Origin of the sequence: Streptomyces sp. NPDC091271 (assembly GCF_044757505.1) — a bacterium.
In the GTDB taxonomy this organism is placed as follows: Bacteria; Actinomycetota; Actinomycetes; order Streptomycetales; family Streptomycetaceae; genus Streptomyces.
The window spans coordinates 247,575-268,515 of sequence record NZ_JBIVVD010000006.1 but is presented as its reverse complement, the minus strand read 5'-3'; the positions used below and the strand labels follow the sequence as shown (position 1 = coordinate 268,515).

The 20,941-nt window shown below is 72.0% G+C and carries 21 protein-coding genes and 2 pseudogenes; 13 read left to right on the top strand and 10 right to left on the bottom strand.

Annotation, left to right across the window (positions count from 1 at the left end):
- The first annotated feature begins 80 nt into the window (after nt 1-80).
- From ACIQM3_RS25315 to ACIQM3_RS25295, 5 genes are all read left to right on the top strand, one after another.
- A complete protein-coding gene (locus tag ACIQM3_RS25315) occupies nt 81-503 on the top strand; it encodes a hypothetical protein (RefSeq protein WP_401627811.1) in 423 nt (140 codons plus the stop codon).
- A gap of 152 nt (nt 504-655) precedes the next feature.
- Nucleotides 656-1,627, top strand: coding sequence for an ATP-binding cassette domain-containing protein (locus ACIQM3_RS25310; protein WP_401627809.1), 972 nt, complete (start codon nt 656-658; stop codon nt 1,625-1,627).
- On the top strand, nt 1,624-2,481 hold the full coding sequence (locus tag ACIQM3_RS25305) for an ABC transporter permease (protein WP_401627807.1): 858 nt from the start codon (nt 1,624-1,626) through the stop codon (nt 2,479-2,481). Before ACIQM3_RS25310 ends, ACIQM3_RS25305 begins: the two co-directional genes overlap by 4 nt.
- A gap of 89 nt (nt 2,482-2,570) precedes the next feature.
- On the top strand, nt 2,571-3,845 hold the full coding sequence (locus ACIQM3_RS25300; protein ID WP_401627805.1) for a MerR family transcriptional regulator: 1,275 nt from the start codon (nt 2,571-2,573) through the stop codon (nt 3,843-3,845).
- Entirely contained in the window at nt 3,763-4,134 is a 372-nt protein-coding gene (locus ACIQM3_RS25295) for a hypothetical protein (protein ID WP_401627803.1), read from the top strand. Before ACIQM3_RS25300 ends, ACIQM3_RS25295 begins: the two co-directional genes overlap by 83 nt.
- Before the next feature lie 58 nt (nt 4,135-4,192).
- Here ACIQM3_RS25295 and ACIQM3_RS25290 read toward each other — a convergent pair whose 3' ends face one another.
- The 3 genes from ACIQM3_RS25290 to ACIQM3_RS25280 all read right to left on the bottom strand — a co-directional run bounded on the left by ACIQM3_RS25290 (nt 4,193) and on the right by ACIQM3_RS25280 (nt 6,471).
- Nucleotides 4,193-4,615, bottom strand: a complete 423-nt coding sequence (locus ACIQM3_RS25290) for a universal stress protein (protein ID WP_401627801.1) — start codon at nt 4,613-4,615, stop codon at nt 4,193-4,195.
- Between the two features lie 93 nt (nt 4,616-4,708).
- The gene (locus ACIQM3_RS25285; protein ID WP_401627799.1) at nt 4,709-5,374 is read right to left on the bottom strand and encodes an FMN reductase; all 666 of its coding nucleotides are present in this window, start codon (nt 5,372-5,374) and stop codon (nt 4,709-4,711) included.
- A complete protein-coding gene (locus ACIQM3_RS25280) occupies nt 5,371-6,471 on the bottom strand; it encodes an LLM class flavin-dependent oxidoreductase (protein ID WP_362927442.1) in 1,101 nt (366 codons plus the stop codon). The genes ACIQM3_RS25285 and ACIQM3_RS25280 overlap by 4 nt, the downstream gene beginning before the upstream one ends.
- 328 nt (nt 6,472-6,799) lie before the next feature.
- Between ACIQM3_RS25280 and trpS the strand changes: the two genes are divergently transcribed.
- Together trpS and ACIQM3_RS25270 are read left to right on the top strand one after the other, a co-directional pair.
- Nucleotides 6,800-7,858, top strand: a complete 1,059-nt coding sequence (trpS, locus tag ACIQM3_RS25275; RefSeq protein WP_401627797.1) for a tryptophan--tRNA ligase — start codon at nt 6,800-6,802, stop codon at nt 7,856-7,858.
- Between the two features lie 33 nt (nt 7,859-7,891).
- Nucleotides 7,892-8,263 carry a VOC family protein gene (locus ACIQM3_RS25270; RefSeq protein WP_401627795.1) on the top strand — a complete coding sequence of 124 codons (372 nt, stop codon included), beginning with the start codon at nt 7,892-7,894 and terminating at the stop codon, nt 8,261-8,263.
- Nucleotides 8,264-8,278: 15 nt separating this feature from the next.
- Here the strand turns inward: ACIQM3_RS25270 and ACIQM3_RS25265 are convergent, their stop codons facing one another.
- On the bottom strand, nt 8,279-10,291 hold the full coding sequence (locus ACIQM3_RS25265; RefSeq protein WP_401627793.1) for an NAD-binding protein: 2,013 nt from the start codon (nt 10,289-10,291) through the stop codon (nt 8,279-8,281).
- Nucleotides 10,292-10,897: 606 nt separating this feature from the next.
- On the opposite strand from ACIQM3_RS25265, the gene ACIQM3_RS25260 reads away from it, so the two are divergent.
- The 3 genes and pseudogenes from ACIQM3_RS25260 to ACIQM3_RS25250 all read left to right on the top strand — a co-directional run bounded on the left by ACIQM3_RS25260 (nt 10,898) and on the right by ACIQM3_RS25250 (nt 12,862).
- The gene (locus ACIQM3_RS25260; RefSeq protein ID WP_401627791.1) at nt 10,898-11,965 is read left to right on the top strand and encodes a PucR family transcriptional regulator; all 1,068 of its coding nucleotides are present in this window, start codon (nt 10,898-10,900) and stop codon (nt 11,963-11,965) included.
- Nucleotides 11,966-11,987: 22 nt separating this feature from the next.
- A pseudogene (locus ACIQM3_RS25255) lies at nt 11,988-12,191 on the top strand (BlaI/MecI/CopY family transcriptional regulator); the annotation flags it as partial.
- Between the two features lie 8 nt (nt 12,192-12,199).
- Nucleotides 12,200-12,862, top strand: a pseudogene (locus tag ACIQM3_RS25250) (M56 family peptidase).
- Between the two features lie 19 nt (nt 12,863-12,881).
- On the opposite strand, the gene ACIQM3_RS25245 reads toward ACIQM3_RS25250, so the two are convergent.
- The 5 genes from ACIQM3_RS25245 to ACIQM3_RS25225 all read right to left on the bottom strand — a co-directional run bounded on the left by ACIQM3_RS25245 (nt 12,882) and on the right by ACIQM3_RS25225 (nt 17,526).
- Nucleotides 12,882-14,129: a cation:proton antiporter gene (locus ACIQM3_RS25245; RefSeq protein WP_401627790.1), complete on the bottom strand. Its 1,248-nt coding sequence runs from the start codon at nt 14,127-14,129 to the stop codon at nt 12,882-12,884.
- 2 nt (nt 14,130-14,131) lie between these two features.
- A complete protein-coding gene (locus ACIQM3_RS25240) occupies nt 14,132-14,602 on the bottom strand; it encodes a cation:proton antiporter regulatory subunit (protein WP_103515730.1) in 471 nt (156 codons plus the stop codon).
- A gap of 252 nt (nt 14,603-14,854) precedes the next feature.
- On the bottom strand, nt 14,855-16,300 hold the full coding sequence (locus ACIQM3_RS25235) for a flotillin family protein (RefSeq protein ID WP_401627789.1): 1,446 nt from the start codon (nt 16,298-16,300) through the stop codon (nt 14,855-14,857).
- 112 nt (nt 16,301-16,412) lie between these two features.
- A complete protein-coding gene (locus ACIQM3_RS25230; RefSeq protein ID WP_401627787.1) occupies nt 16,413-16,934 on the bottom strand; it encodes a hypothetical protein in 522 nt (173 codons plus the stop codon).
- Between the two features lie 106 nt (nt 16,935-17,040).
- The gene (locus ACIQM3_RS25225) at nt 17,041-17,526 is read right to left on the bottom strand and encodes a peroxiredoxin (protein WP_401627785.1); all 486 of its coding nucleotides are present in this window, start codon (nt 17,524-17,526) and stop codon (nt 17,041-17,043) included.
- Between the two features lie 156 nt (nt 17,527-17,682).
- On the opposite strand from ACIQM3_RS25225, the gene ACIQM3_RS25220 reads away from it, so the two are divergent.
- The 3 genes from ACIQM3_RS25220 to ACIQM3_RS25210 all read left to right on the top strand — a co-directional run bounded on the left by ACIQM3_RS25220 (nt 17,683) and on the right by ACIQM3_RS25210 (nt 20,649).
- Nucleotides 17,683-18,426: an alpha/beta hydrolase gene (locus tag ACIQM3_RS25220; protein ID WP_401627783.1), complete on the top strand. Its 744-nt coding sequence runs from the start codon at nt 17,683-17,685 to the stop codon at nt 18,424-18,426.
- 74 nt (nt 18,427-18,500) lie between these two features.
- Entirely contained in the window at nt 18,501-20,195 is a 1,695-nt protein-coding gene (locus tag ACIQM3_RS25215) for a SpoIIE family protein phosphatase (RefSeq protein ID WP_401627781.1), read from the top strand.
- A 52-nt stretch (nt 20,196-20,247) separates the two neighbouring features.
- Nucleotides 20,248-20,649, top strand: a complete 402-nt coding sequence (locus tag ACIQM3_RS25210) for a hypothetical protein (protein ID WP_401627779.1) — start codon at nt 20,248-20,250, stop codon at nt 20,647-20,649.
- Between the two features lie 27 nt (nt 20,650-20,676).
- On the opposite strand, the gene ACIQM3_RS25205 is transcribed toward ACIQM3_RS25210, so the two are convergent.
- Nucleotides 20,677-20,895 (bottom strand): hypothetical protein, encoded by a 219-nt coding sequence (locus ACIQM3_RS25205; protein WP_401627778.1) that lies wholly within the window; start codon nt 20,893-20,895, stop codon nt 20,677-20,679.
- Between the last annotated feature and the right edge of the window lie 46 nt (nt 20,896-20,941).

Here is a 20,941-nt window from a genome sequence, read left to right as displayed (position 1 = left end):
CCATTCGAGTTGCCGGGTGGCCCGGCCGGGTGTGCGCTGGAGGAACACAGGGACGGGGGCGACGGAAGGAGCTGTGCGCCATGGCCACACACGCGACGATGCCGACACGCCGACGGACGCAGGCCCGCGCCCCCGCCCCCACCCGGCAGGAGCACCGGCACACCGCGCTCGCCTGGGCGGTGCCCCTCGCGCTGGGCGTGATCCTCGGCTTCTGGGCCTTCTTCATCAACCGGGACGGTGGAGCGACCACCGGTGGGCAGATCTGGCTCGGAGTCGTCTCCGGGGTGGTCTTCGCCGCGCTCTGCTACGCACTCGCGCGGGTCCGGTGGGCCTTGCCGCGTGAGTTGCGGGCAGCCGCCTTCGGCGTGCTGGCGGGGGGCGCGGTCGGCTTCCTCTCCAGCCTGAACGGCAAGAGCGTGCTGATGTCGGGCTTCATCGGGCTGGTGATAGCCGCGGGCACCTTCTGCACGATGTTCTACGCCTACTACACGCGCGAGGAGTGACGCGGCCGTCCTTCCGGAGGAAGGGGCGCGGTGGCCGGATCCGATCCGGCCGCCGCGCCCGTCCCATTCCGTCCGATCCGCCCCACTACCGGCGTGCACCGTGCCATCGTTGGCCCGTATCCGCCCTCGACAGAGCCGACAGGGAAGGGACCATGAGTACTGAACTGGCCATCGAGACCACGGGGCTGGTGAAGGTCTTCGGTGACAACCGCGCGGTGGACGGCGTCGATCTAGCCGTGCCCTCAGGCACCGTCTACGGGGTGCTGGGCCCCAACGGGGCGGGGAAGACCACGACCGTGAGGATGCTGGCGACCCTGCTGCGGCCGGACGCGGGCCAGGCGCGGGTCTTCGGACACGACGTCGTGAAGGACGCCGACACGGTCCGCGGCCGGGTCAGCCTCACCGGGCAGTACGCCTCGGTCGACGAGGACCTGACCGGCACGGAGAACCTGGTGCTGCTGGCCAGGCTCCTCGGCCACTCCAAGCCCGCCGCCAGGACCCGGGCCGCGCAGCTGCTGGAGGCCTTCGGGCTGAGCGAGGCGGCGGGCAAGCAGGTGAAGAACTACTCCGGCGGGATGCGGCGCCGGATCGACATCGCCGCGTCGATCCTGAACACACCGGACCTGCTCTTCCTCGACGAGCCGACGACCGGGCTCGACCCACGCAGCCGTAACCAGGTGTGGGACATCGTGCGGGCCGTCGTCGCGCAGGGTACGACGGTCATGCTGACCACCCAGTACCTCGACGAGGCCGACCACCTGGCCTCCCGCATCGCCGTGATCGACCACGGCAAGGTGATCGCGGAGGGTACGAAGGGTGAGCTCAAGGCGTCCGTCGGCGCGGGGTCCGTCCATCTGCGTCTGCGCGACCCCGGGCAGCGCCCCGAGGCCGAGCGGGTGCTGGCGCTCGCGCTCGACGCGGCGGTGCAGCTGGACCACGACCCGGTGGCGCTGACCGCCACGGTCGGGGGCCACGGCACCGACAAGGGGGCGGCCGAACAGGCCGCACGGGCGCTGGCGGAGCTGGCCCGGTGCGGGATCCACGTGGACAACTTCTCGCTGGGGCAGCCCAGCCTCGACGAGGTCTTCCTCGCGCTCACGGACAAGAAGGGGGTAGCGGCATGAGCACCGCGCCCACCACGGCCGAACGTGACGACGCCGAACTCACCGCACCGGACGCGGAGACCCTGGCCTCCCTGCTGGTCGGCCAGGAGCGGCCGCACCGGCCCGGCGCGCTGTCGGCGTCGCTGACCTTCGGATGGCGGGCCATGCTGAAGATCAAGCATGTGCCTGAGCAGCTGTTCGACGTGACGGTCTTCCCGATCATGATGGTGCTGATGTTCACCTATCTCTTCGGCGGGGCGCTGGCCGGCTCGACGGAGGGCTACATCCAGTTCCTGCTGCCCGGGATCCTCGTCATGAGCGTCGTGATGATCACGATGTACACGGGCGTCGCGGTCAACACCGATATCGCGAAGGGGGTGTTCGACCGCTTCCGCACCCTGCCGATCTGGCGGCCGGCGCCCATGGTCGGCTATCTCCTCGGCGATGTCGTGCGCTACCTCCTGGCCTCGGCCGTGATGCTCGTCGTCGGCATCGTCATCGGCTACCGGCCGGACGGCGGACTCCTGGGAGTGCTGGCGGGCGTCGCGCTCCTGCTGGTGTTCTCCTTCGCCTTCTCCTGGATCTGGACGATGTTCGGTCTGATGCTGCGCACCGAGAAGTCGGTGATGGGCGTCAGCATGATGGTGATCTTCCCGCTGACGTTCCTGAGCAACGTCTTCGTCGACCCCAGGACCATGCCCGGCTGGCTGCAGGCGTTCGTGAACAACAGCCCGGTGACGCATCTCGCCGCCGCCGTACGGGAGCTGATGGCCGGCAACTGGCCGGCGACGGACATCGCCTGGTCCCTGGGCTGGTCGGCGCTGTTCGTGGTGGTCTTCGGCGCGGTGACGATGAGGCTGTACAACCGGAAGTGACAGCGGCGGACCGGAGCTTGACCTTCCCGGCGGGGGAAGCCCCAGCATCGGCGTGGCCGGGCGTATCCGCCCGGCGCGAGGAGGCCGTGGTGGAACACGAAGGCGCGGAAGGGCGTGCCGGGCTGGTGACGATCGGGGAGTTCGCCCGGCTGTCCCGGCTCTCGGCGAAGGCCCTGCGCCGCTACGACGAGCTGGGGCTGCTCCGCCCCGCCCTGGTCGATCCGGTGAACGGCTACCGGCACTACGACCGGGCGCAGGCGGAGCAGGCGCGGCTGGTGGCGTGGCTGCGCAGGATCGGGATGCCGCTCGCCCGGATCTCCGAGGTGGTGGCGCTCGACGACGGCGCGGCCGCGGCGGAGATCCGCGCCTACTGGGGGCGGGTGGAGGCCGAGACGGCCGCCCGCCGGGAGCTCGCGGCCTTCCTCGTCGACCATCTGTCAGCGAAGGAGAACGCCGGAATGTCGAACGGCGACGGGACCGGCCGGGGGCCGGCCACCCTCGGAATCCGCTATGCGGCACTCGCCCACCCGGGCGCGGTGCGCACCTCCCAGCAGGACACGGCGTACGCCGGGGCACGGCTGCTCGCCGTGGCCGACGGCTTCGGGGTGAGCGGCGCCGGCGCGAGCGCGGCGGCCGTCGCCGCGCTGAAACCGGCCGCGCGGGGTGCGGTGGACGCGGCGGATCTGCTCAGCGCCCTGCACGAGGCGGCGGAGTCTTCCGCACGGGCGGTCCACGACGCGGTGGCCGGTGACGGCGCGCCGGAGGAGTCCGGGACCACGCTCACGGCCCTGGTGTGGACGGGGGAGCGGCTGGGTCTGGTGCACATCGGGGACTCGCGGGCCTATGTGCTCCGTGGTGGCGAGCTGTTCCGGATCACGCACGACCACACCCTGGTGCAGTCGATGATCGACGACGGCTCACTCGGCCAGGAGGAGGCCGCCTCGCACCCGCAGCGCGCGATGCTGCTCAGGGCTCTGGCCGGCGGTCCGGAGGCGCAGGCCCGCCCCGACGTCCGGCTGCACGACACGTTGCCGGGCGACCGCTATCTGCTCTGCTCGGACGGGCTGTCGGCGGTCGTCGACGAGGCGGAGGTGACCCGCGCGGTCATCGCGGCGGACGGCCCGGACGCGGCCGTGCGTGCTCTGGTCGCCCTGGCCGGTGATGCCGGTGCCCCGGACAACGTGTCCTGCGTCGTGGCCGACGTCGTCGCCCTCCGACATCGCGTCCCGCCGGAGCCGGGCCCAGACTGGAAGGGGGACGGAGACCGGCTCTGGAGGAGCCATGACGGCGACGACATGGAACGAGACGCCCGTTGCGATCCGGACCGACGAGGCGGAGCTGCGCAGGACGGAGATCGGCGGTGACCTGAGTGTCGCCCTGATCCGGCTGGTCAAGGGCGCGGACATGGGCCCGGCGCTCAAGGGCCTCCCCGACGACATGTGCCCCTGCCCGCACTGGGGCTACCTCCTGAAGGGCCGGCTGAGGCTGCGGACCGGCGCGGGCCCGGAGGCGTACGAGGTCTACGAGGAGGGCCAGGCGTTCTACTGGCCGCCCGGGCACGTGCCCGAGGCGCTGGAGGACTGCGAATTCGTGGACTTCTCGCCCACGAAGGAGTTCGACCGGGTGATCAGCCACATCAACGCTCAGGGCTGACGCGTCCCGGAAGGGCGGGCATCCGGCGTACCGGAGGCCCGCCCGTCGGCGTGTTCGCTCAGTCGCGGACGACGGTGACCGGGCAGTCGGCGTGCTGGGTGACGTGAAGGCTGACCGAGCCGAGCAGCGTCGCCTTGAAGCCGGTGTAGCCTCGCGCGCCCACGACCAGCAGGTTCGCTCCTCTGGCGCGGTCCAGCAGAGTCTGGGCGGGGTTGCCGATCACGACGATCTTCTCGACGGCCGCCGCCCCCTCCGTACCGAGGGCCTCCTCCAGCGCCTCCGTGAGCGCCACGGTCGCCGCCTCCTGCGGGTCGAAGTCCTCGGGCATGCCCGGCATCATGGACGCCCAGCTGGTCGCGGGGTACTCCCAGCTGTTGACCGCCTCGACGGTGTCGCCGGTCAGCTCGGCCTGACGCACGGCCCAGCGAAGTGCCTTGATCGAGGCGTCCGATCCGTCCACGCCCACGACGATCCTGCCCATGTCTGCCTCCATTGTTTTCAACATTTACGGCATACAGGCGCCAACTGTAGTCAAGGCGGACATCGGGGGCCGGGCGGCCCCCGATGCCGGGGTTCAGCCGACCCGCAGACCGGCGAGCTGCTCCTCGAACGGGACGACCGCGTCCTCGCCGTCGTCGAGGGTCAGGGCCCGGGAGGCGCCGGAGACGGTCCGCCCGGTGACGGCGGAGGCGAGCTCGCCTCCCGCGCGCCGGATCCGGGAGGGCAGGCCCTCGGTGTACTCGTCGCCGTTCGAGCCCCAGTCCTCCGACGCCGCGTACACGGAGGTCGGCAGGACGACCGCGCGCAGATAGGCGAAGAGTGGGCGCAGCGCGTGCTCCAGGACCAGCGAGTGCCGGGGCGTCCCGCCGGTCGCCGCGATGACGACGGGCTTGCCGGTCAGTGCGGTGTGGTCGATCAGGTCGAAGAAGGACTTGAACAGCCCGCTGTACGAGGCGGTGAAGACGGGCGTCACGGCGATCAGCCCGTCCGCCCCGGTCACCGCGTCGATCGCCTTCTTCAGGCCGGCCGGCGGGAAGCCGGTGACCAGGTGGTTGGCGATGTCCACGGCGAGGTCGCGCAGCTCGACGACCTGGACCTCGACGCGACGGTCCTGGTCCGAAGCGAGCCGCTCGCGCGTGGCCTCGGCGAGCCGGTCGGCCAGCAGCCGGGTGGAGGAGGGGCTGCTGAGTCCCGCCGCGACGGCGACGATCTTCAGGGGGGTGGTGGCGGGCACGGTCATCGGAGCTCCTTCGGGTCCCCGGCGGCGGCGCGGGCGGCGGTGACGGCGGGGTGGACGGGGGCGTCCGGCACTCCGGCCGGGCGCAGGCGGGCGAACTCCTTGCGCAGCACGGGCACGACCTCCTCGCCCAGGATGTCGAGCTGCTCCAGGACCGTCTTCAGCGGCAGACCCGCGTGGTCCATCAGGAAGAGCTGGCGCTGGTAGTCACCGACGTCCTCACGGAAGGAGAGGGTCCGCTCGATGACCTCCTGCGGGGAGCCGACGGTCAGCGGGGTCTGCTGGGTGAAGTCCTCCAGGGAGGGCCCGTGCCCGTAGACCGGCGCGTTGTCGAAGTACGGGCGGAACTCCCGCACCGCGTCCTGCGAGTTCTTCCGCATGAAGACCTGGCCGCCGAGGCCCACGATCGCCTGCTCGGCGGTGCCGTGCCCGTAGTGGGCGTAGCGGCGCCGGTAGAGGTCGACCATCTTCCTGGTGTGTTCCATGGGCCAGAAGATGTTGTTGTGGAAGAAGCCGTCGCCGTAGTACGCGGCCTGCTCGGCGATCTCCGGGGAGCGGATCGAGCCGTGCCAGACGAACGGCGGGACGCCGTCCAGCGGGCGGGGGGTCGCGGTGAAGGACTGCAGCGGGGTGCGGAACTTCCCCTCCCAGTCGACGACGTCCTCGCGCCACAGCTTGTGCAGCAGCGCGTAGTTCTCGATCGCGAGCGGGATGCCCTGACGGATGTCCTTGCCGAACCAGGGGTAGACCGGCCCGGTGTTGCCCCGGCCCATCATCAGGTCGACGCGGCCGTCGGCCAGGTGCTGGAGCGTGGCGTAGTCCTCGGCGATCTTCACCGGGTCGTTGGTGGTGATCAGCGTGGTCGAGGTGGAGAGGATCAGCTTCTCGGTGCGGGCGGCGATGTAGCCGAGCGTGGTCGTCGGGGAGGACGGGACGAACGGCGGGTTGTGGTGCTCGCCGGTCGCGAAGACGTCCAGGCCCACTTCCTCGGCCTTCAGCGCGATCGCGAGGGTCGCCTTGATCCGCTCGTTCTCGCTCGGTGTCGTACCGGTCGTGGGGTCGGTGGTGACATCCCCGACGGTGAAGATCCCGAACTGCATGGCGCCCGCCTCCAATGGTGTTGAGCGGAAGTTGTTGAACCTTGAACTATGTGAACACACCCTACAACGGGGCGCCCCCTCTCTCTATTCCAGCCCTCTCCGGGACGCCCGGCCGGCAGGAAAACGGTCCACGCTCCGGGGACCGGTGCGCGCTAGACTCCGCTCATGACCTCCGTACCGTGCCGGAACTGGTGGCGCTCCTCCTAGGAGCGGCCACCTTCTCTGCACGGAACCAGGGCCGTTCGATCTTCGGACGGCCCTTTCTCGTTGCCCCGGTGCCCTGTGACGGGCCGTCCTCCACGCGTAGACCACCAGCGAGGAGACCCCCGTGACCACCACCACCGATCTTGCCGTCAGCCCCGCCGCGCGCCGCAGCGCCGAGCTGGAACAGCAGCTCGCCGGGGACCCCGGCCGCTTCCGCGTCCTCACCGGCGACCGGCCCACCGGAGCCCTGCACCTCGGGCACTACTTCGGCACCCTCCAGAACCGGGTGCGCCTCCAGGACCTCGGCGTGGAGGTCTTCGTGCTCGTCGCCGACTACCAGGTCCTCACCGACCGTGACGTCGCCGAACGGCTCACCGAGCATGTGGAGGGGCTGCTCCTGGACTATCTCGCCATCGGGATCGACCCGGCCCGCGCGACGGTCTTCAACCACAGCGCGGTCCCCGCCCTCAACCAGCTGCTGCTGCCGTTCCTGTCCCTCGTCTCCGTCGCGGAACTCGGGCGCAACCCCACCGTGAAGGACGAGATCGCGCACTCCAGGCAGTCCGCCGTCAGCGGCCTCATGTACACCTACCCGGTGCACCAGGCCGCCGACATCCTGTTCTGCAAGGGCAACCTCGTCCCCGTCGGCATGGACCAGCTGCCGCACCTGGAGATCACCCGCACCGTCGCCCGCCGTTTCAACGAGCGGTACGGACATGTCTTCCCCGAACCCGACGCGCTGCTCTCCGCCGCGCCCCTGCTGCTCGGCACCGACGCCACCAAGATGAGCAAGAGCAGGGGCAACTCCATCGCCCTGGGCGCCGACGCCGACGAGACCGCCCGGCTGATCAAGGGCGCCACCACCGACGCCGACCGGCACATCACCTACGACCCAGGGCTCCGGCCCGGGGTGTCGAGCCTGGTACTGCTGGCCGCGCTCTGCCTCGACCGCGACCCGCACGAGGTCGCCGAGGAGATCGGAAACGCCGGCGCGGCCGGTCTCAAGCGGACCGTGACGGAGGCCGTCAACGCCCGCATGGCCCCGATCCGCGCCCGCCGGGCCGAGTACGCCCAGGACATGGGGTACGTGCGGGACGTACTGCGCACCGGCAACGAGCGGGCGAACGCCGTTGCCGAGGAGACCCTTCAGGAGGTGCGGGACGCGATGGGGACAATTCGTTAGCCCGGCGGCGGGCCCCTGGGCACACTGGCCCGCATGCCTGTCTCCCTGCATCACATCGTCATCGACGCCCATGATCTGCCCGCCCTGGCCCGGTTCTGGGCCGACGTCCTGCGCTGGCGCATCCTGTCCGAGCGGGAGAAGGAGGTCGTGATCGGACCGGACGTGAACGCGCCGGTGGGCATCTGCTTCATGCCGGTGACGGACCGCAAGAGCGTCAAGAACCGCCTGCACCTCGATCTGACCTCCGCCGCGGAGGACCGGGAGGCCGAGATCGAGCGCATCCTCGCACTCGGCGCCCAGCACGCGGACGTCGGGCAGACCGGCGACGAGTCGTGGACCGTGCTGGCCGATCCGGAAGGGAACGAGTTCTGCGTGGTCCGCCCGAAGGAGACCCTCATCGGCTGAGGGTCTCCGCCGGCCTCACCGCCGCATCGCCGAGCGCTGCCCGCGCAGCATCTCGGCCAGACCGCGCCGGGTCGCGGCGATCACGACCCGGTCCTCCGGCCGCAGCACATAGCCCGGGTGCAGGTCCCAGACCAGGCCGGAGGGCCGGTCCGGGCCCCCCGGGCCCGGGGGGCCGAGGGGGTCGTACGGCGGTACGGCCGCCAGGTCCGGGAGGCGGTCGGCCGGCGGGGTGGCGTCCAGGGCCAGGATCCGCCAGGCGCCCGCCCGGAACGCCTGGTCGACGGTCCGGCCCTCCAGATGGGGGTTCCCCGCCACCTCCAGGGCGGCGAAGAGCATGACCTTGCGCTCCACCGGTACCGCCCCCAGGATCTGCCGCCCCATCATGGCGACCGCGAACGCCGGTGCGGCCAGGTGCGACACGGAGCGGGAGCGGGTCAGGGCGCCCGGGTGGACCGTGCGCAGGGTGCGGTAGACGGCCGTGGCGAACTCGTCGTCGTACAGGCGCAGCGCCACCCGCAGGCCCGGCTTCACCGAGCGGGCGTACAGCGCGGCTTCGAGGTTCGTCGTGTCGACGCTGGTCAGGGCGAGCAGCGCGCGGGCCCGGCGGATCTTGGCCGCCTCCAGGACGCCCTCCTGGGTCACGTCCCCGAGGACCGTCGGGACGTGCAGGCTGCGGGCCAGCGGGATGCCTCGCGCCTCCGGGTCCTCCTCGACGACCACCACCGGGATGTCCAGCTCGCGAAGGCGCACCAGGACCCTCGTGCCGATCTTGCCGAGTCCCAGCAGGACCACATGGCCGGACAGCCCGCGCGGGGGGCGGCGCAGGGAGGACGCGGTACGCAGCGTGCCGAACGCCTCAAGGACGGCGGCGACCAACAGGGGCAGCAGCAGGAGCCCGGCCATGCCGGAGAGCAGCTGGATGACCTGGCGGGAGTCCGAGTCGGTGTCCTCGACCGCGGGGTCGCCCATCGCCAGCAGGTCGAGCAGGGTCAGATAGGCGGCGTGCACCGGGTTGTCGCCCGTGGTGATCACCGAGGCGACGGCCAGGCCGACGACGGCCGCCGCGACACCCAGCGCCGACCAGCGCAGCCGCCGGGAGAAGACCTGGCCGAGCGGCGCGCCCCTGCCTCCCATGCGGGCGGGCCCCCGGTCGGGCCCCGCCTGGCTGATGGCCTCCAGGACGACCGTGCCCCGGCCCGTGGCGGCGTGCACCGTCGCGCGGTCGGGCAGGAGCTGAGGGCCGTCCTCACCGCTGCTGTCGGAGCCCTCGCTGCCGGCCGGGTCCTGGCTGGTGGAGGAGAGGAGCGCCAGCGTGCACAGCCCGGGGTCGGCGAGCTCGCCCGGGCGGGGCGGGGTGCGTTCCACGGCACGCAGGAGCAGGCCCTCGGCCTGGATGACCTTGCTGCTGCCGGTCAGCGCGGTGGCCGCCAGGGCGGGGGCCGCGGTGTCGGCGTCGGACAGGACGGTGGTGGAGGCGTCCAGCGCCGCCGGGTCGAGTCCGGGCATGGAGACGGCGGCCGCCTGGTCGAGCAGCGTCTCCAGATGCTGGCCCAGCTTGCGGTTGTAGAGCCGGATGACGAGGCGCAGGCGCGGATTGAGCCGGCGGGCCGTCAGGGCGGCGCGGATGTTGAGCTCGTCGTCGTCGTAGACGAGCGCGAGCGCGGCGGCCCGGTCGACTCCGGCCTCCTCCAGCACCTCGTCGGAGGGCTCGTGCGCCTCCATGATGCGGACGGCCTCGACCCCGGCGTTCGTGTCACCGCTCCCGTTCGCCCCGCCTGCCCCGTTGCGGTTCATCGCCGCCGACATCCGCCCGAACAGGGCGCCGGCCCGGGCCCGTTGGGTCAGGGGCACGTCCGGTCTGCTGGGCTCCCGGCCCGGCGGGACGAGGAGCGTGACCCGCTCCCCGTAGACGTAGCGCAGCTCCACGGCGAGCCGGCGGCCGAGGGTGTCGTCCCCGCAGACCACCATGTGGCCGCTGCTCGGGGGGCGTTGGGGCTGTTGCGGAAGTGAGGACACCTGACCCAGCATGCCTTGCTCCGTTGCTTTGAGTATCAAGGGATCTCAGCAATCCCGGCGTTTCTGCCGGAATGGTCCGTGACGGTGTCACCAGAGTGCGAGTTGCGTCCTGATGTCCGGTTGACGGTCTCCCGTTTCTGTCCAGGCCCGGGGGCCGGGGATTGTGCCACCTGCCCGCCCCGTCCCGGCCGTGAGGCGCGGGCGGGTGGTACGGGTCTTGCGGACGGCTCCACGGGGCTTCGACTCCGCCGTCGCGGCGGGGTCCAGGTCTCCGGCCACTCCGGTACCTGTGAGGGAGGGCGGTGCGGGTCGCGAGGGGGTCATCCGGTCCACCCCCTGTGACGCCGTGCGGTCCGGGGGACCGGGCGGCGTCGGGCGGGACGGGGGACCGGCGCTGCGACACCGCGAACGGCGTCGCAGCGACCGGTTTCTTCCCCCGTGATCCCCCGTAACCCCCGTGATTCCCCCGTGTGTTGCTGAACAGATTTTGTCAGTCGGGCCGGTCCGGGCGCATTGCCGGAATCCGGCAGCCTTTACGGGGCCGGCCTGCCGGGCACCGGCACCGGCTTCCGCGCGTTGACGGGATGACGATGCCGGCGAGGTGTGGAGGAGTGGCAAGTGGCGGAGCCCGAGATCCCCGAACGGTTCCTGGAGGGCTATGCCCGGATCCTGGCCGAGATCGCGGACACCGGCCGCCGTCTCACCCGGGACGAGCTGGAGACGCGGCGCACGCTCGGCCGTGAGGCCGCGGAGGCCGGGCATCAGCTGCGGGCCCTGGTGCGGCTCCATCTCTCGGAGACCCGCGCCGCCTGGCCGCTCACCACGCAGGGCGCGGTCGCCACCGACGCCGTGCTGGGCGCCGTGGAGCAGTCGGTCGACGCGTTCGCGGAGGGCTTCGAGCGGGCGCAGCGCATCACGGTGCGGCGGGAGGAAGCGGCGCGGCGGGAGTTCATCGACGACCTGCTGTACGGGCGCAGCGACCTGGGCCGGCTCGCGGAGCGCGCCACCCGGTTCGGGCTGCGGCTGTCGCGGGCCCATGCCGTCGCGGTGGCGGCGGGGCCGGAGGCCTACACCGAGTCCGACGCGGTGCCCCGCAGCGTGGAGGCGGCCCTGCTCGCCCGCTTCGGCGGCCGGAAGATCCTGCTCACCACGAAGGACGGGCGCCTCGTCTGCATAGCCCCCGGCAGCCAGCCCGACGTCCTGCGGTACTTCGCGAAGCAGGCCCACGCCGCGACGGACGGCGGCCAGGTCGCGATCGGCCGCCCCCACCGGGGCCCCGGCGGGGTGGTCCACTCGTACGACGAGGCGCTCGACGCCCTCGATCTGGCTCAGCGGATGGGCCTCGACGACCCCGTGCTGTACGCCGCCGACCTGCTGGTCTACCCGGTGCTGACCAGGGACCGGCAGGCGATGGCCGACCTGGTGCGGAGCGAGCTCGGTCCGCTCAAGGAGGCACGGGGCGGCGCGGAGCCCCTGCTGCGCACGCTCTCCGTGTACTTCGACGCGGGCTGTGTCGCCGCCGAGACGGCCCGCCGGCTGTCGCTGAGCGTGCGCGCGCTGACGTACCGGCTGGAGCGGATACACCAGCTGACCGGCTCCGACCCGTCCGACCCGATGCACCGCTACACGCTGCAGACCGCGGTGATCGGCGCCCGGCTGCTCGACTGGCCCGCGAAGGAGCTCTGACGGCCCCCGGCCGGCCCCCTCGTACGTCTGGACCGCGGCCTCCGACGAGGCCGGCCTCGCCGCCCTCCGCATGCGCCGCGTCCTGGACGGCGAACGCGACAGGGAGGCCGTGCTCGCCCGGTTCGTCTCCGCGCTGTCCCCCGGTGACGAGGCGGGACTCCGCGCGCTGCTCTCCCGCGCGGCCGACGATCACGACGACGACCCCGGCGGTCCGGAAGGCCGATAGCCACCACGATGGGCGTCTTCGTCCACCTGCCACTCGTCCTGCCGCTGACCGCCCTGCCCATGGCGCGTCTCGCCGGACAGCACCTGCACCCCAGGAGCGCCACCCGGCTGCTGGCCGCCATGGGTACGACGCTGGCCCTGTGCAGCACGCTGTGCCTGGCCCTGCTCATGGTGGTGGGCACGGCCCAGCTCCCCGGCAACCCGCTGCCCGACGGCTGGTCGGACCCGGAGGTGCGCGCCGCGTTGCCGTACGACGAGAAGACAGGCCTGGTCGCCATCGGCGCCCTGGGTGCGGTGCTGGTGGCGCCACCACCGCTACCTGCTGGTGACACAACTGGCGGCCCGCGCCAACCCGTTCCTGCTGCCCCTGCGCACGGCGGTGGCGTACAGCACCGAACGCTGGGCGGACGAGGAGGCGGCGTACGCGGTCGGCAAGGCGCGCTGTTCTCGCACCGCACGCCGGGGCCCGCCGTGCTCCCCGCCTTCGCTGCTTCCTCGCCGGCGGGTCCCGTGCCGCGCCGGGTGGCGGCGCTGCTCGATCCCGAGGCCTTGGCCGGACTCCGGCCCCCGGCCTCCGTGACCGCGACGGTGGGGACGGCGGCCTCGGCGCTGTCGTCGCTCAACGCGGCGGTGACGCTCGTCGGCATCCTCCACGCGGCCACCCCGCTCTGACCGCCGTCCGGCGGACCCGTCAGTCGGATTCGCGCCCGGCGTGCTCCGGCGTGAGGTCGTCGTGCGACGGCATCGGCTGGTCGGCCACCACGGCCGGCTTCTTCCGCTTCCCGGCCAGAGCGGCCTGGAGCTTCGAGGCGACCGGCTCCGTCCAGCGGGCGGTGAGGGGCCCGACGATCACCAGGATCAGCACGTACGCGGTCGCGATGGGCCCGATCCGCGGCTCCGTGGCCACGGCCAGACCGGCGATGACGATCGAGAACTCCCCGCGCGCGACGAGCGTGCCGCCCGCGCGCCAGCGGCCCCGGGGCCCGATGCCGGCCCGCCGGGACGCGTACCAGCCGGTGCCGATCTTCGTGAAGACCGTGACGACCGCCAGCAGCGCCGCCGGAAGCAGCACGGGCGGGATCTCCGCCGGGTCGGTGGACAGTCCGAAGAACACGAAGAAGACGGCGGCGAACAGGTCCCGCAGCGGCGTCAGCAGCTTGCGCGCACCCTCGGCGACCTCGCCGGACAGGGCGATACCCACGAGGAAGGCGCCGACGGCCGCGGAGACCTGGAGCTGCTGGGCGACGCCGGCCACCAGGACGGTGAGCCCGAGGACGACGAGCAGCAGCATCTCCGGGTTGTCGGAGGACACCGCGCGGCTGATGAGCCGGCCGTGGCGCAGTGCGAGGTACAGCACGAAGCCGACGGTCCCGAGCGCGATCAGCAGGGCGATGCTGCCGCCGGCGAGGCCGACACCGGCCAGCATCGCGGTGAGCAGCGGCAGGTAGACGGCCATGGCGAGGTCCTCGATGACGAGGACACCGAGGATGACGGGCGTCTCGCGGTTACCGAGCCGCCCCATGTCGGTCATCACCTTGGCGATCACGCCCGAGGACGAGATCCAGGTGACCCCGGCCAGCGCCACGGCCCCCACGGGGCCCCACCCGAGCATCAGACCGGCTATCGCGCCGGGCGTCGCGTTGAGCACGAAGTCGACGGCCCCGGACGGGTACTGCGTCTTGAGGCTGGTGACGAGCTCCGACGCGCTGTACTCGAGACCGAGCAGGAGCAGCAGCAGGATGACGCCGATCTCCGCCCCGATGGCGGTGAACTCCTCGCTGGCGCCGAGCGGCAGCAGACCGCCCTCACCGAACGCGAGCCCGGCCAGCAGGTAGAGCGGGATCGGCGAGAGACCTATCCGGCCGGCGAATCTTCCGATGATGCCGAGCCCCAGAATGACGGAGCCCAGCTCCACCAGCAGTGCGGTCGTGTCGTGCACGGTCAGCCCTCCGCAATGATCTCGGAGAGCGTGTCGACGCCCTCACGCGTGCCTACAACGACGAGCGTGTCCCCGATGGCCAGCCGGAAGTCCGGCCCGGGCGACGGATGCGCACTGTGCGTACGCAGTACGGCCACGATCGAGGCCCCCGTCCGCGTCCGCGCCCGGGTGTCCCCGAGCAGTCGCCCGCCGTACGGGGAGCGGGTCCCGAGCGGGATGTGCTCGGTGACCAGGTCGATCCCCTCGGTCCGTACGGCGTCGATCGGCGCGGCGTCGATGAGGTGCGCGAGCCCGGTGGCCTCGGTGGTCGTCAGGGGTACGGAGAGCACGCACGAATCTGGGTCGTCCTTCTCGTAGAACCCCAGAAACCGTCGCCCGTCGTGATGCACGACCACGGAAATGTGCTGCCCCGACTCGGTGATGTAGTCGTACTGGACGCCGACTCCTGGCAGCGACGTGCGGTGCGTTCCCATGGCTTCCTCCCGAGGGGCGCGCGGCTGCACGGCGCGCTTTTGATCAGCTTTTTATCTGCTCATTACCCTAACCGGAGCAAGGTTTCGGCCCGGGGCGCGGCGGAGCCACAGGCTCCTGCACGAGGCGGGGCGGGCCGTCGTAGGCACAAGAACCCGGCTCTGCCGCGCTCGTGCGACAGTCGGCCGCCCGGACGAGGCCGGGCCCGGCGGTGACCGAGGGTCGCCGCCGGGCCCGGAGGGAACAGCGGTGCGTCAGTCCTTGATCTCGATCTTCTCGCCGTCCGCCGCCGACGCGGGCGCGGGGACCGCCGGTGCGGACACGGCGCCACCCGCCTTGCCCTGAAGGTTCCGGAGCAGCGCGGCCAGGTCGACGCCTGTGGTGGAGTTGAGGAGCTCCACCCCCTGGGCCACGTTGTCGGCCACCGTGCGGGACAGCTGACTGGCGCCGTCCGTCGAGATGACCGTCAGCTTGTCGATGGCGCTCAGCGGCTCGGACGCCTTGGCCACCACCTGCGGCAGCACCTCGACCAGCATCTGGAGGACGGCCGCGTCGCCGTACTGCAGATAGGCGTCGGCCTTCTTCTGCATGGCCTCGGCCTCGGCGGCGCCCTTCGCGGCGATGGCGGCCGCCTCGGACTCACCCTCGATGCGTACGGCGTCGGCGAGGGCGGAGCGGTGGAGCTTCTCACCCTGACCGGTGAGGCGGGAGCGCTCCGCGTCGGCCTCGGCCTCCTTGACCTGGGCGATGCGGCGGGCCTCCGCCTCCTGCTCCGCCTGGTAGCGGGCGGCGTCGGCGGGCTTGCGGACCTTGGTGTCGAGCTCACGGTCCGTCAGAGCGGCCTGGCGCTCGGCGACCTTCTCCTGCTCGCTGAGGACTTCCTGCTGGCGGGCGGCCTCGGCGAGGGGGCCCGCGGCGTTGGCCTTGGCCGCCGCGGCTTCGGTCTCGGCCTTGATCTCGGCCTGCTTGAGGTAGAACGTCCGCTCGGCGATGGCGATCTCCTCGGCCGCCTTCAGCCGGGCCTGCTCGGAGGCCCGCCGGGCGATGGCCTCGGCGATGTCCGCCTCCTGCTTGGCGCGGGCGGCCTCCGGACGGCCGAGGTCCTCCAGGTAGGAGCCCTCGGTGGTGATGTCCTGGATCTGGAAGGCGTCCAGGATGAGGCCCTGGCCGGAGAGGCTGGCCTCGGCCTCCTCCGCGACCTGCCCGGCGAACGCGGCGCGGTCACGGATGATGTCCTCGACCGACATGCGGCCGACGATGGCGCGGAGGGCCCCGGAGAGCACTTCCTGGGTGAAGCCGACGATGCCGTTCTGCTGCTGGAGGAAGCGCTGGGCCGCGGCGCGGATCGCGTCCTCGCTCCCGCCGACCTTGACGATCGCGACACCTTCGAGGTTGGACTTCACGCCGCGCAGGGTGACGGCGCCGCGTACGGCGACGGGGATGTGGCGGCTGGAGAGGTCCAGGGTGAACTTCTGCTGGACGAAGGGCACGACGAAGACGCCGCCGCCCACGACGACCTTCTGGCCGCTGTTGTCGATGCTGGTGCGGCCGGTCACCGGGTCGGTGGACTTCTTGCCGCGGCGCCCCGTGATGATGAAGGCCTGGCTGGGGCCCGCGACCTTGTATCTGGTGATCACGGCGAGGGCCAGGAGTACGAGAAGTACGACGATGCCGATGACGGCGATGACTACTGGGCTCATGAGAGGTGTCCCCCTTGCCCTCCCCACGGAGTTCCCGGCGGGACGGCAGTCTGTTCGGCTGTACGGGTTTCGGACAGGCGTGTGTCTCTGTGCTGGTCGGGCTCTGTGCTGGTCAGCGCTCGACGGGGCGGACCGTGACCGAGGTGGTCGAAAGCGTGGCCTCCACCCAGATCTCGGCGCCGCGTTCGACCGGGACGGCGCTCTTCGCGGAGAACTTCACGGTCTGGCCCGCGAGCCGGAGCAGGACCTCGCCGTAACCGTCGGCCGGGATCGGAGTGACCACCGAGCCCGAGGTGCCGACGAGGTCGTCCCCGCGTGGTGTGGCCGTGGTCTGATCCCGCATCAGGGCCTGGCTGAACTTCCATGTCAGCCAGGCCGCGACGACGCCCGCCGCCGCTCCGGCCGCGAGGGCCAGGGGGATTCCGGCCCCGGTGGTGCCGAGGACGATCGCTCCCCCGAAGCCGAGCATGGACAGGAAGCCGGCGATGACGGGCAGGGAGAGCAGACCGTCGAAGAAGCCGTTCAACAGCCCGCCCAGGGCGTCACCGAGGAGCCCTTCGAAGATCCCGTCGAAGATCAGGGAGAGGGCGAGAAGTGCGATTCCCGCAATGCCGAGACCGAGGAGAACGGTCACGTGATCACTCCCCCGTTTGTTCGCTGTCCCCCGAAACGCTTCCGTCGAACCGACTGAATGGTCCCACGGAGGACGTGGTGGCGGCACTGCCGGAGTCCGGCAGTTTTCAGCGCGTTCCGATGCCGGAAAGCTGCTGGGCGAGCGTGTCGAGCGACTGGAAGGTGGCACCGAGCAGGGCGACGTGCTTCCACCGCACCACGCCGTCCGGCCCGATCAGGAAGACGGAGCGGCGTACGCCGATGCCGGGTGCGGCGACCCCGTAGGCCCGGGCGGCCTCCCGCCCCGTGTCGGCCAGCAGGGGCATGCGCAGACCGTGGCCGCGGGCGAAGGACTCATGGCTGTCCACACCCTGTGGACTGATTCCCCAGACCTCGGCGTCGAGGTTCTCGAAGGTCTCAAGGCCCGAGGAATAGGAGCAGAGCTGCTTGGTGCAGACGGCCGTGTTGTCACCCGGGTAGAACGCGAGGACGACGGCCCGGCCGCGCGCGGCGGAGAGCGTGTAGTCGCGCCGCGTGAAGGTGTCTTCGGCGAGTATGCCTCCGGGCAGGGTGAAGTCCGGCGCGGGCTGGCCGATTTGAGGTCCTGACGCCATGTCGGCGGCTCCTTGGGTCGCGTACGGGAAGAGTCCGTGCGTCCCCCAGTGAACGGCACTTTCCACGCATCGACACGTTCGACCCATCCGTCGGCCCTCCGGCACCGAACATGGGGTGTGCGGGCGTCGGCCCGCGACCCCGATCTGGAGGTACGCGTGGCCCGAAGACCGCCGTCGGCAGCGGTGCTCGTTCTCCACGGCGGTTACGAGACGGGCATGGCCGCGCCGGCACCCGGCGCCCTGAACCTGCCCGGTCTGCGGATGCTGCCGGTCTCGCGCGCGGTGGCCCGCGCGGTGCGCGGTGACCCCGGCGTGCGCGTGCAGCGCGTCCGTTACACGCACCGGGGCTGGAACGGCTCCCGTGAGGACCCGTTGCACGACGCCTTACGGGTGCTGGACGCCCTGCGGCGCGAGGCGGGCGACATCCCCGTGGTCCTTCTCGGCCACTCCATGGGAGCCCGCGCCGCCCTCCACGCCGCCGGGCACCCGCTGGTGCGCTCGGTGGTGGGCCTCGCGCCGTGGTGCCCGCCCGGCGACCCGGTGACGCAGCTCGCGGGGCGCGACGTCGTCCTGCTGCACAGCACGCGGGACCGGGTGACGAGCCCGCTGGCGTCCCAGTCGCTCACGGCCAGGGCACGCCGGGCGGGCGCCCGGACCTGTCTGGTGACGATCCCCGGCAGCGACCACGCGATGATTCGCCGGGCTCCGGCCTGGCACCACCTGGCGGGTCTGCTGGTGACCGGGCTGCTGGGCCTCGCACCGGTGCCGAAACGGGTCGAGGTGGCGTTCGGGCTGCCGCGGGGTGCCACGGCCTCCGAAGGGACCCTGTCGCTGGACGGACTCGACGCCGGCAGGCCGGTCACGCGGAGATGCGGGGCGGTGCGGGACGGCGGACGATGAGGGGCCGGGCGCCCGGTGGCCCGTGAGGGCCGTGCGCTCCGCCCCCGCCCGGCATGATCCCTCCGGAGGCTCCGTTGCAGGCCGAAGAGCACGCCGATCCGCCGCCCTTCGACGTGACGGCGCTGGCCGCGCTGATCGGCAGCAGCCCGGCAGGGGTGGCGGTCTTCGACACGGAGCTTCGCTATGTGTACGTGAACCCGGCACTCGAACGGCTCAACGGGGTGCCGGCCGCCGCGCACCTGGGCAGGGGCGTCGCCGAGGTCCTGCCGGACATGCGCGTCCGGACGCACGTCATGCGTCAGGTGCTGGCCGACGGCAGGCCCCGTGAGATCACCACCAGCGGACAGACCTGGGTGGACTCCGTCATCGAGCGGAGGTACTGGCGTGTGGCCCTGCACCGGTACGAGGAGCACGGGCGGGTGCGCGGGCTGATCGCGATCGCCCAGGAGGTCACCGCGACCCAGAACGAGCGGGAGGAGCTGCGGCGGGCCAGGAGCTATCTGACGCTCCTGGACAACGCGGCCGTCGAGATCGGTACGACGCTGGATGTGGAGACCACCTGCCAGGAACTCGCGGAGTTCGTGGTGCCGGTGATGGCCGACGTCGCCGTCGTCGAGATGATCCCGGAGGACAACGGGCGCCCCCGGCGTGAACCGCCGGCCGGAGTGCTGCGGCTGCGGAGGGCCGGGCTGGCCGCGATCCCGGAACTCGCCGACGCGATCTCCCAGTTCGGCGGGCCCGGTACGGACATCGACTACCAGGAGGACGCGGCCGTGCCCCGCTGCCTGGCAGCCGACGAGCCGGTGATCGAGAACCTGTACGGCGACGAGCAGCTCAGCCGTTCGGAGCCCACCCCCGAACGGGTCGCCGCCTACCGGGCCGTCGGCCTCCACTCGGCCGTCGTCGTCCCGCTCACCGCGCGCGGACGCCCGCTGGGGGCGCTCAGCCTGCTGCGGGCCGGGGACTCCCCTCCCTTCACGGAGGGTCTGGACGTGGTCGTCGCCCGTACGCTCGCGGGCCGCGCCGCCGTCGACGTGGACCACGCCTACCGCTACACGCACGAGCACCGTGTCGCCCGGGAACTCCAGCGCTCCCTGCTCTCCGAGCCGCGGGGGCCGAACCCGGGCATCGAGATCGCGTCCCTCTACCTTCCCGCGGGAGCGGGGGCGCTGGTGGGCGGGGACTGGTTCGACGCCATCCCACTGCAAGGGGGGCGGCATCTCAAGGTGATGGGCGACGTGATGGGGCACGGGGTGGAGGCCGCCGTCGCCATGAGCAACTACCGCTCGATGCTGCGCATCATGGCCGAGGACGACCAGCCCCCGCACCGCATTCTCGAGCGGCTCGACAAGGCCGTGGAGCACTCCGGCCTCGACCGGGCTGCGACCTGCCTGATCGCCGTGGTCGACCGGAAGGAGGGGGTCTGCGCGGTGGCCAGCGCGGGACATCCGCCGCCGGTGTTCATCGACCCCGGGGCGTCCGGGGCGCGGGTGGCGCGCATGCCCGTGGGACCGCCCCTCGGTACGGGCCTCGGGGGATACCGGACAGCGGTGCTGCCGTGCGGTCCCGGGACGGTGCTGTTCATGTACACCGACGGCCTGGTGGAGCGCCGGGGCGAGGACATCGACGACTCCATCGAGCGGCTCACACGGCTCACCATGCCGGTGAGCGGACGGCTCCAGGACCTGCTGGAGGAGGTCGTCGACCGCTTCGCCGAGGGGGCCGAGGACGACATCGCGGTGCTCGTCTCGCGGAGCCGGGGCTACTGACCGACGCCCGCAGTACGGGGCGTTGTCAGTGGCGGGTGCGAGGATCCACGGCATGGAACCCCTGCTGCTCACCGACATCGAAGCCGCCGTCCGCAGCAGTTGGGACGCGGACACCACCACGCCCGCGCACCGGGCGCAGTGGGATCCGGGGAACCCGGCCCGCGACCAGTGCGGCGTCACCGCCCTGGTGATCAACGACCTGCTGGGCGGTGCGCTGGTCCGGGGAGAGGTGCGGGTCGACGGTGTCCGCGTCGACTACCACTGGTGGAACCGGCTGGGTATGGGGATCGAGATCGACCTGACGCGGGAGCAGTTCGCCCCGCACGAGCTGGTGTCAGGGGGTGTGGTCGTCGAGCGTCCGGCGGAGATCGTGCGGCTCCGCGAGGAGTACGAACTGCTGAGGGCCCGGGTGCTGGAGAGGCTGCGAGGACGGATACGGGACGGGGCGGTCTGAGCGAGAGGCCCTGGTGGCGGTGCCGGTTCAGCCGGAGTGCTGCCGGGAGTGCCCGCGCAGTCGGCGCAGGATGATCAGGGCGGACGTGACCAGGGGGAGCAGCCCGGCCACGGTGTTCGCGGCGGTCATCTTGCCCTGGGTGCCTCTGGCCCGGCGCATCTGCTTGACGGTGCGGACGACGGCGATCGCGCTGCTGCCCAGGCTCAGGAGCAGGCCGACCTTGGAGCTCGCGGTTTTCCTGGGCATCTGCGTGCCTCCCGGTGACATCGCTGCGCGGCCCCCGCGTCCACGT